This is a genomic window from Flavobacterium sp. (assembly GCF_028712645.1).
Lineage (GTDB): Bacteria > Bacteroidota > Bacteroidia > Flavobacteriales > Flavobacteriaceae > Flavobacterium.
The window spans coordinates 1-10,453 of record NZ_JAQTPQ010000126.1; the positions used below are offsets into that span (position 1 = coordinate 1).

8 protein-coding genes are annotated in these 10,453 nt (G+C 34.0%); all 8 read right to left on the reverse strand.

The window, feature by feature from the left end:
- Window positions 1-1,705 (reverse strand): phosphate acyltransferase (locus tag PHC28_RS10700; RefSeq protein WP_300099907.1); only part of this gene is annotated, 1,705 nt, incomplete at its 3' end.
- 151 nt (window positions 1,706-1,856) lie between these two features.
- Window positions 1,857-2,282, reverse strand: coding sequence for a CBS domain-containing protein (locus PHC28_RS10705; RefSeq protein ID WP_300099909.1), 426 nt, complete (start codon window positions 2,280-2,282; stop codon window positions 1,857-1,859).
- Between the two features lie 190 nt (window positions 2,283-2,472).
- Complete coding sequence (locus PHC28_RS10710) at window positions 2,473-4,410, reverse strand: OmpA family protein (RefSeq protein ID WP_300099912.1); 1,938 nt, start codon at window positions 4,408-4,410, stop codon at window positions 2,473-2,475.
- A gap of 11 nt (window positions 4,411-4,421) precedes the next feature.
- Complete coding sequence (locus PHC28_RS10715) at window positions 4,422-5,351, reverse strand: type IX secretion system membrane protein PorP/SprF (protein WP_300099915.1); 930 nt, start codon at window positions 5,349-5,351, stop codon at window positions 4,422-4,424.
- 236 nt (window positions 5,352-5,587) lie between these two features.
- Window positions 5,588-6,511 carry a tRNA epoxyqueuosine(34) reductase QueG gene (queG, locus tag PHC28_RS10720; protein WP_300099918.1) on the reverse strand — a complete coding sequence of 308 codons (924 nt, stop codon included), beginning with the start codon at window positions 6,509-6,511 and terminating at the stop codon, window positions 5,588-5,590.
- Between the two features lie 92 nt (window positions 6,512-6,603).
- Window positions 6,604-7,626 carry a Holliday junction branch migration DNA helicase RuvB gene (gene ruvB / locus PHC28_RS10725; RefSeq protein ID WP_300099922.1) on the reverse strand — a complete coding sequence of 341 codons (1,023 nt, stop codon included), beginning with the start codon at window positions 7,624-7,626 and terminating at the stop codon, window positions 6,604-6,606.
- A gap of 82 nt (window positions 7,627-7,708) precedes the next feature.
- Window positions 7,709-8,869, reverse strand: coding sequence for a hypothetical protein (locus PHC28_RS10730; protein ID WP_300099925.1), 1,161 nt, complete (start codon window positions 8,867-8,869; stop codon window positions 7,709-7,711).
- 175 nt (window positions 8,870-9,044) lie between these two features.
- Window positions 9,045-10,453 (reverse strand): cbb3-type cytochrome c oxidase subunit I (locus PHC28_RS10735; protein ID WP_300099928.1); only part of this gene is annotated, 1,409 nt, incomplete at its 5' end.

The following is a 10,453-nucleotide window of genomic DNA, read 5'->3' on the forward strand; positions in this document are numbered from 1 at the left end:
CAATAAGTTGCAACATTGGTTTAACCACCGAAGAATAACTTCTGGAATGTCCTGTTACTAATCCATCTGCTTCGCCTTCGTTGACCATCATTGCTGCAAAATAATTTCTCTCTCGCATTAAATTCTGTGCGTCATATAAAGAAATTCCCCTTCTTTGTCTTGTTTTCCAATAGGCTTTGGCAAATTTATTTCTCCTTGTTTCTTCTTCATCAACTTTAGGATCAATAATTTGAACATCGGCATCGAAACCAAGTTCTTTTTTCAATTCTAAAATAATTTCTTTTTTTCCTAATAAAACTGGAAAACCAATACCTTCTTCATATACAATTTGGGCTGCTTTAAGCACATCGAGTTGATCTGCCTCGGAAAAAACGATTTTTTTAGGATTCATTTTGGCTCTATTTGCAATCAAACGAACCATTTTATTTTCATTCCCCAAACGGTTTAAAAGCTCTTCTTCATATTTATTCCAATCTTGAATTGGATGCAAAGCAACTCCTGATTCCATTGCCGCTTTTGCAACAGCTGGCGCAACAACGGTTATCAACCTTAGATCAAAAGGAGAAGGAATAATATATTCGCGACCAAAAACTAATTTCGTAGCTCCATAAGCAATATTTACTTGCTCAGGAACGTGCTCTTTTGCCAAAGCAGCAAGTGATCTAACGGCGGCCATTTTCATAGCTTCGTTGATTTTTGTAGCACGAACATCTAGTGCTCCACGAAAAATATAAGGAAAACCAAGAACGTTATTTACTTGGTTAGGATAATCGGATCGACCTGTTGCCATAATAACATCTTTTCGAGTTGCCATAGCAAGATTATAATCAATTTCTGGAATTGGATTTGCCATCGCAAAAACGATAGGATTTTTGGCCATTCCCAATAGCATTTCTGGAGACATAATATTTCCGGATGATAATCCCAAGAAAACATCCGTGCCTACCAACGCCTCTTCAAGACTCATTGGTTTTTTATCAGTAGCATATTTTTGTTGTAAAACAGATAAATTAGGATTGTCTTTTGTCAAAACTCCTTTGCTGTTAAACATCAAAATGTTTTCAAATTTTACCCCAAGCAAAACATACATATTTGCACAGGCAAGAGCCGCAGAACCTGCCCCTGAAACGACCATTTTTACATCTTCGGGTTTTTTATTTGCAAGTTCCAATGCGTTAATCAAAGCCGCCGATGATATAATAGCTGTTCCGTGCTGATCATCATGCATTACTGGAATATTTAATTCTTCGACTAATCGTCTTTCTATTTCGAAAGATTCTGGTGCTTTGATGTCCTCAAGATTAATTCCTCCAAAAGTTGGTGCTATATTTTTAACCGTTTGAATAAATTCTTCAATGTTTTTTGTCCCTATTTCAATGTCGAACACATCAATTCCAGCAAAAATCTTAAACAACAATCCTTTACCTTCCATTACTGGCTTTGAAGCTTCAGGGCCAATATCCCCAAGACCTAAAACAGCAGTACCATTAGTAATTACCGCTACCAGATTCCCTTTAGCAGTATATTTATATACATTATTTACATCTTTTGCGATTTCAAGACAAGGTTCTGCAACTCCCGGCGAATAAGCCAATGACAGATCTCTTTGCGTTGCATATTTCTTGGTTGGAACTACTTGAATTTTTCCTGGAGTAGGTTTTGCGTGATATAATAAAGCTTCTCTTCTTTTGCTATTTTTTTCCATTGTATTTATTTTTTTTGGTCTTACAAAGATATAAGACTTGGCTTAAAAACTAAGCATTTATACCGTTCATTTACAAAAAATATTATGTGCTTTGTAAAAAAATAGCTGCACAAAATGCAGCTATTGAATATTATTGATTGGTTTTTAATTTTTATTGTGAAATATAAGAATCTAAATGCTTAATCGTTGCTTTTTGCATTTCAATTATTGCTTTCACTACATCACTAATAGAAATAATTCCTATGATTTTATCGTTTTCAGAAACTGGTAAATGCCTTACCCTTTTTGTATCCATCAATTCCATACAATAATCTAAATTGTCAGTTGGTTTTACAGTAACCACATTTTCCTCCATAATTTCATAAACAAGAGTCTTTTTTGAAGATTTGGCTTTCAAAGCAATTTTCCTAGCATAATCTCTCTCAGACAAAATGCCTTTCAATATATTATCTTCTATTATTAAAATAGCTCCAATGTTTTTTTCACTCATCACTCCCAAAGCTTCATATACTGTTATTGTTGACAATACTGAAAAAACTTCCTTCCCTTTCGTGCTCAATATTTGATTAACTGTCATAATAGATAAAAATTTAATTGATTATAAAAATAAAAAAAAACATCATATAAACGGCATATTTATTGAAATTTATTTTGAATCTAAATGAGTTAACACCAAATCTCCCATTAGAACTAAGATTAGATGTTAGGCTCTTGAAATAAAAAAAGCCTTTCCAATTGGAAAGGCTTTTCACTTCTTTTGATTGTGATTACTCCATTGAAATAACGATAAACTCGCTACGTCTGTTAGCCTGATGTTCAGCTTCTGTACATTTTACACCATCAGAACATTTATTAATCAACTGGGATTCTCCATAACCTTTACTCGTTAATCTACTTGACTCAATACCGTTTTGGACTAACCATTCCATTGTAGCTTTGGCCCGACTATTAGAAAGCTCTTCGTTATATTTAGCCGATGAGCGACTGTCAGTATGAGAGCGTACATCTACTTTCATTGCAGGATATTGATTCATAACTGCAACAATTTTTCCAAGTTCTAATGCAGCATCTTCACGTATGATAAATTTATCTACATCAAAATAAATGTTTGGAATATTAACTGTTTTGGCTAAATCAGTTCCCACCTCTATTGGTTTAATATTTTTTTCTATTGACACAGGCATATCCGTTTTTCCTTTTGCATTGTCAATTGTAACTTTTACTTCTTTGGTTTGATAATCTTCTTTTTCAGCTCTTACATAATAGTTTTTACCGCACTCAACTTCAAAGCTATATTTCCCGTTTTCATCAGATAAACATTCTTTCAAAAATTGGAATTTATCATCAAATAATCCTGCTTTCACTCCTGCTAGTTTGGCACTTGTTTCCTGATCTGTTATGATTCCTGATAAGAACTGTTCGCAAACTAATTTTTTTATTTCAGTGAACTTATAAATATCATCATACCCTATACCTCCTGGTCTATTTGAGGTAAAAAATCCTTTACGGTTTTTGTCTATTATAAAAGCGAAGTCATCGTGTGGTCCATTTACTGGTGCCCCTATATTTTGAATTTCTTTGAAACTACCATCCTTTTCTGCATTAGAAACAAATATATCTAATCCTCCTAATCCTGGACGACCATCGCTAGCAAAGTACAATTCGTTGTCGTCACTTATAAAAGGGAATGTTTCTCTTCCTTCAGTATTGATTGTTGCTCCAAGATTTTCTGGAGTACCAAAACTGCCGTCTTCATTAATTGCAACTTTAAACAAATCTGATTGACCTAGAGTTCCCGGCATATCTGACGCAAAATACAATGTCTTTTCATCTTTACTTAGCGCAGGATGTGCTGTGCTGTATTGATCACTTGAAAATGGCAATTCGGTTACATTAACCCATGTGCTATCAACATAAGTGGCTTTGTAAATTTTCAACAAGGTTATTTGTTGTCCATCAACTCCTTTTTTTCCGTCCAAAAAGTTATTTCTAGTGAAGTACATTGTTTTTCCATCTTTGGTAAAAACGGGTGTAGCTTCATGAAATTTTGAATTAATTTTATTCCCAAAATGCTTAGGTTTACTTAAGGAGCCATCCTCTTTTAATTCAGAACTATAAAAATTTGTGAAAGATTGATTGGTCCAAGCAAAAACTATTTTGGAAATACTTCCTGTATCACGCGCTGAGGCAAAAACTAATTTATTTCCTAAAAAAGAACCTCCGTAATCTGAATATTCTGAGTTAATTCCAGCATCGGCAATGGTGTAACGCCCTGAATTAGCTTTGATTTCTTCGAGGTAATTTTTGTTTTTTTCGATTAATTTAGCCCTTAGATCGTTTCCAGATTTTTTATTGAATTGCTGCAGCATTTTATCAGCTTTAACATAATCACCTGTTGCTTTTAAGGATTGTGCATATCTATAATAATATTCTGGCTCTTGTTCTTGGTTCATTGCAAAAAGTTCTCCATACCATTTTGCTGCTTTTTCTAATTCTGCGTTAAAATAATAGGCGTTCCCCAACTTTTGAAACATCTTTTCATCTTTATATCCTTTCTGGGCAACTCGTTCGTATGTTGCTATTGCATCAACATAAGCATAATTGTCATATTGTTTATCAGCTGCCGCTACTTTGGCTTTTTGTGAAAATCCTTGAAAAACGAAAACACTCAAAAGCGTACTGTAAAATATATTTTTAATTTTCATAATAGACTGGATTAGAAGAATCTTGGAGATGTTATTCTGTTATTTTTCTTGAACAATTCGTAACGCAAAAACAATTCGTGTGAACCAGAATTGTAATTTGCCAATTTTGTGGTTTCAAAATCATATGAATAACCTATAAACCAAGAATCATCAATTTGGAATCCAACCAAACCACTTACAGCAGCATCCCATCTATAAGAAACCCCGGCCGTAAATTTTTGATTTATTAAAAAATTACCCGACAAATCTACTTGAAGTGGAGCTCCTTGAACCATTTTAGCAAGCACTGATGGTTTAAATTTTACATCTTCATTAATGTCATATATATGACCCGCGATGAAATAATAATGAATACGCTGAGTTTCTATAAAACTTGAGGCATTATTATTTGCTGTACCATCAAAATGTTTGGTTACTAATAAATTAGGAGCAGATAGCCCAAAGTATGTTTTATCAGAATGTAAATAAAATCCAACTCCTATATTTGGTGAAAATTTATTATCTATGTTGTTTTGAAATCTGGGATCTCCAGCATTGTAAAAAGTTAATTTTGAATAATCAACGTCTAATAAGTCAGCACTTGCATTTAATCCAAAAGACAGTTTGTAGTTATCTGACATCGGAATTATATAAGAGAAATCAACTGCAATATTATTTTCGATAGATTGTCCTATTTTGTCGTTCACAATAGACAATCCCAAACCAAGATTAGTATCTTTAATTGGTGTATGAATCGAGAAAGTATTTGTAACAGGTGCACCGTCAAGACCGACCCACTGGGTTCTATGCAAAGCAAAGACACTCATCGCCTGCCTTGAACCTGCATAGGCTGGATTGACAACAATGGTATTATACATATATTGTGTATATTGGGCATCTTGTTGTGCATAAATGATGCTCGTCAAGAGCATTAAAACTAATAGGGTAAAGTTTTTTTTCATTTGTTTTTGTTTAAATACTTAAGTTTTTTTTAACTCTCAGGGACTAAATTTATCGAATAATATACAAATATCGATTTTTTTTATGAATATTTTTTTATCGCTAGAAATATTTTAGTAGGTTGCTTCTGATAATTTACTCTAACCACCACTCCTTTAATCTAATTAATATTTCTCAAAAGTCTTTGAAAACGATAATGCAATGTTCTTTTAAAAAACTAAAAGGAATGGATTTAAAATCATTCCAAAAAATCAATATTTCTTTTTAAGCCTTCAAACTTGGCTCTTCTAATAGGAGAGTCTTTAAAAACAATTCTAAAAGTTTCTTCAGTAAGTGCTATCCAATCTTTTTTGGAATACGATAAAATTTCATAAATTGAATTAAAAAGGGGTTCCTTATGCGCTTTCGAAAATCGGTTCCAAGGGCAAACATCTTGACAAACATCACAACCAAATGCCCAATCAGCAAATTTACCTTTCATTTCTTGTGGAATATTTTCTTTTAACTCAATAGTAAAATAGGAGATGCATTTGCTGCCATCAACTACATAAGGTGCAATGATTGCTTCAGTTGGACAAGCGTCTAGACAAGCAGTACAAGAACCACAATGATCCGTTGTTGGATTATCATATTCTAATTCTAAGTCGATAATTAATTCGGCAATAAAATAAAAAGAACCTACTTTTTGAGTCAATAAATTACTGTTTTTTCCAATCCAACCCAAACCACTTTTTGCAGCCCAAGCTTTATCGAGAACCGGAGCTGAATCTACAAAAGCTCTTCCCAAAACTTCGCCAATATTCTCTTGAATGGAAGCCAACAATTCTTTCAGTTTTTCTTTGATTACATAATGATAATCATCTCCATAAGCATATTTTGAAATCTTATAAGAATCCTGATTTTGAAATTCGGAAGGATAATAGTTTAACAAAAGTGAAACAACACTTTTGGCACCATCAACAAGTAAAGTCGGATTTAATCGTTTGTCAAAATTGTTTTCCATATAGGACATTTGACCATTCATTTGTTTATTTAACCAATGCTCTAATCGAGGTGCTTCTTCTTCTAAAAATCCTGCTTTGGATATGCCACAAGATAAAAACCCGAGGCGTTTGGCTTCGGATTTTATAAAATTTGAGTATTTTTCTTTGTTTTTAAACAATTATGATTTAAATAAATTTAAACCATTAAGAAATTAAGAAAATTAAGTTTGGAATATCTTAATGAAACTTAATTTCTTAATGGCTTAGGAAATTAAAAAAGTCCTCCTTGAATATTCACTCGCACTTTCCCTAAATGTTTGTATGCCTTTTCAGTCACTTCTCTACCTCTTGGTGTACGCATTATGAATCCTTCTTGAATTAAAAAAGGTTCATAAACTTCTTCGATAGTTTCGCTACTTTCGGAAACAGCTGTCGCTAAAGTGGATAATCCCACTGGACCTCCTTTGAATTTATCGATAATGGTGTTTAAAATTTTATTGTCCATTTCGTCCAAACCGTGGGCATCGACATTCAAAGCTTTCAACGCATATCTAGCAATTTCAATGTCGATTGTACCATTTCCTTTAATTTGTGCAAAGTCACGAACCCGACGTAATAGCGCATTGGCAATACGAGGCGTTCCCCTACTTCTTCCTGCAATTTCTATCGCTGCTTCCATGGAAATGGGCATTTTAAGAATCGAAGCACTTCGTTCTACAATTGTAGTTAAAAGTTCGGTGGTGTAATATTGTAATCTTGATGAAATTCCGAAACGAGCTCGCATTGGAGCAGTTAATAAACCAGAACGTGTAGTAGCACCAATTAATGTAAAAGGATTCAAATTGATTTGTACCGTTCTAGCATTAGGGCCAGATTCAATCATAATGTCAATCTTAAAATCTTCCATTGCCGAATATAAGTACTCTTCGACTATTGGACTCAAGCGATGAATTTCATCAATAAACAAAACATCTCTTTCTTCGAGATTGGTCAACAGACCAGCTAAATCACCTGGCTTATCTAAAACTGGACCAGAAGTAATTTTAATACCCACTTGCAATTCATTAGCAAGAATGTTTGCCAAAGTAGTTTTTCCCAATCCTGGAGGTCCGTGGAACAGCGTATGATCAAGCGCTTCATTTCTTTGGTTTGCTGCTTGAACAAACACTTTTAGGTTTTCGAGAATTTGATCTTGGCCCGCAAAATCATCAAATGATAGCGGCCTTAATCTTTTTTCAAGATCAAGTTCCTCTGGATTGTAGCCGTTGTTTGTTGGGTCTAAATTTTCATTCATTCTACAAATATAACAAAGTTATGAGCAAATAAAAATGCCTCTCGATTGGAAAGGCATAGAAAATTATAAATGAGTATTGATTTTATTTCACATATTGTTCACGGCTTCCTACAGTATCTATTTGATAATGGAAATCAAGTGACAAAAGACCTGCATCGTCGCCATAAGTATCTGCACTATTTGATGAGTTTCTCCAAATACGACATATCAAAACGCTTGATATTTTTTTACCTGTACCATCTAATCCTGAACCGCCTGTCAAAGATGTAATCCTATGAGTATTTGCTACGAAAGGTCCTGTCGTAACAACTGTACTAGTCGTAAATGTTGGAAAAACTTGTGGTGTCGTTGCATCATAATTTTGCCAACTATAATCTAGATTCCACTCTACATTTCCTGTTCTAGAAGCATTTGGAATCCAATGAATATGCGGATAAATGACAGTTCCTTCTTTCCAACTATGAGGTATTTGCACCACAAATGACATCATCTCGAGACCTTCATTATTCCTAAAATACCATATTTGAGGACCAGTACTACCCCAAACATACTGCAACGATGCTGAATTGGAGCCTTTATCAAGAGACACCCTTAAGTCATCCCATACTTCGGCATTACCTTCAAAGACTAGCGTTCCGTCACCTTCAATTTTTGTATCATTCCCTCCTGCAATATCCCCTATAGTTGTTACACCAGCACTTGTAACATTTATCCTTGAAGTGGCATTTGTTTTTAAAACCAAATCTTGTGCATCAGTAGTTCCAACAAAATCAGTTCCTGGAGTTGTCCCAGCGTTACCGGTAAGATTCCAATCAGAAGACAAAGAGGAATTATTTGTACTTGCTGCTTTCCATTCTGTACCATTGCTAAAAAGCGTAACCGCTTCACCTGCTTTGGACATAACTAAATTTGTAGCGCCATCAATAGTTCCTGCAATAGTAACATTGGCAGTACTAGTAGCGTTTCGTTTAATTGTATAAACTCGGCCAGTGCATAAAGCAACATTAGGCAATGTTACCGTAATTGCAGTTGACCCATTATTACAAATAACTATTCCATAAGTATCGTCTAATGTTGTAGTAGCAGTTATAGTATTTACTTTCTGACCAACAGAACCATTTACTTCAAAAGTAGACAAAGGTGTTGTTGTCCCAATTCCAACTTGAGCAGTAGCAATAAAAACAAAAAGGAAAAAGAAACTAAACCAAGAAATTTTAGAATAAATTTTAGAAACTGATTTCATAATAGGTTCATTTAGGGGGTTAATCATAAGCATAAAATAAATTACTTAGCTAAATTACGAAATTATAAAAGACAATTCTATGACATATATCATATTTAGAATAGGTCTCATTCAAGATTATATCAAAAAAAAAGCCTTCCGAAAGGAAAGGCTTTTAGCTATTTTTGTAATATTATTAATGATGAAGGACTTCTTCTCCTTCTTTCATAGGAACATTTTGAGGTACAAAATCTTCATCGTGCGCTGGATTACTGTAATCATAAGGCCAACGGTGAACTTCAGGAATCTCTCCCGGCCAGTTTCCGTGCATATGCTCAACAGGAGTGGTCCATTCTAATGTGTTGGATCTCCAAGGATTTTGAACTGCTTTCTTACCATAAAAAATACTAGTGAAGAAATTGTACAAAAATACCAATTGAAAAGCACCGCCAATTAAAGCGAATGTAGTTATTAGTACATTTACATTTTGTAAATCATCAAATAATGGAAAGTTAGTATTTGTGTAATATCGTCTTGGCAAACCTGCTAATCCAATAAAATGCATTGGAAAAAACACACCATAAGCACAAACTGCAGTTACCCAAAAGTGAATGTATCCAAGATTTTTGTTTAACATTCTTCCGAACATTTTTGGAAACCAGTGATAAATACCTGCAAACATTCCGTAAAGAGCAGAAATACCCATTACCAAGTGGAAGTGAGCAACAACGAAATAAGTATCGTGTACATTAATATCTAAAGTACTGTCTCCAAGAATGATTCCTGTCAAACCTCCAGTAATAAATGTAGAAACTAAACCAATAGAGAACAACATCGCTGGATTCATTTGTAAATTACCTTTCCAAAGAGTTGTAATATAATTAAAAGCTTTTACTGCCGATGGAATCGCAATCAATAAAGTAGTGAACGTAAATACAGAACCGAGAAACGGATTCATTCCAGATACAAACATATGGTGACCCCAAACTATTGTAGATAAAAAAGCAATTGCCAAAATTGACATAATCATTGCTCTATAACCAAAAATAGGTTTACGAGAATTTGTTGCAATAATTTCAGATGTAATTCCTAAAGCTGGTAATAATACTATATATACTTCAGGATGTCCCAAGAACCAAAATAAGTGTTCGAACAATACTGGAGAACCACCTTGATAATGCAATACTTCACCTGCAATATAAATATCTGAAAGGAAGAATGAAGTACCAAAACTTCTATCAAAAATCAACAATAAAGCAGCTGATAATAAAACAGGGAAAGAAACAACTCCAATAATTGCTGTTACAAAGAAAGCCCAAATTGTTAGTGGCAATCTTGTCATAGACATCCCTTTTGTTCTAAGATTAATTACAGTTACAATATAATTTAATGAACCCATTAATGAAGCTGCAATAAACAATGCCATAGAAACCAACCAAAGTGTCATCCCTGCTCCAGAACCTGGAATAGCTTGTGGTAATGCACTTAAAGGCGGATAAATTGTCCATCCTGCTGAAGCTGGTCCCGCTTCAACAAATAACGAACTAAGCATAATTACGCTAGACAAAAAGAATAACCAATAGGATATCATATTCAAAAATCCAG

Bases quoted from the DNA above. Each gene is read 5' to 3' on its own strand.
- PHC28_RS10715 (WP_300099915.1), bottom strand. From the start codon at position 5,351: ATGAAAAAAAACTTTACCCTATTAGTTTTAATGCTCTTGACGAGCATC.
- PHC28_RS10710 (WP_300099912.1), bottom strand. From the start codon at position 4,410: ATGAAAATTAAAAATATATTTTACAGTACGCTTTTGAGTGTTTTCGTT.
- PHC28_RS10730 (WP_300099925.1), bottom strand. From the start codon at position 8,869: ATGAAATCAGTTTCTAAAATTTATTCTAAAATTTCTTGGTTTAGTTTC.
- PHC28_RS10705 (WP_300099909.1), bottom strand. From the start codon at position 2,282: ATGACAGTTAATCAAATATTGAGCACGAAAGGGAAGGAAGTTTTTTCA.
- ruvB (WP_300099922.1), bottom strand. From the start codon at position 7,626: ATGAATGAAAATTTAGACCCAACAAACAACGGCTACAATCCAGAGGAA.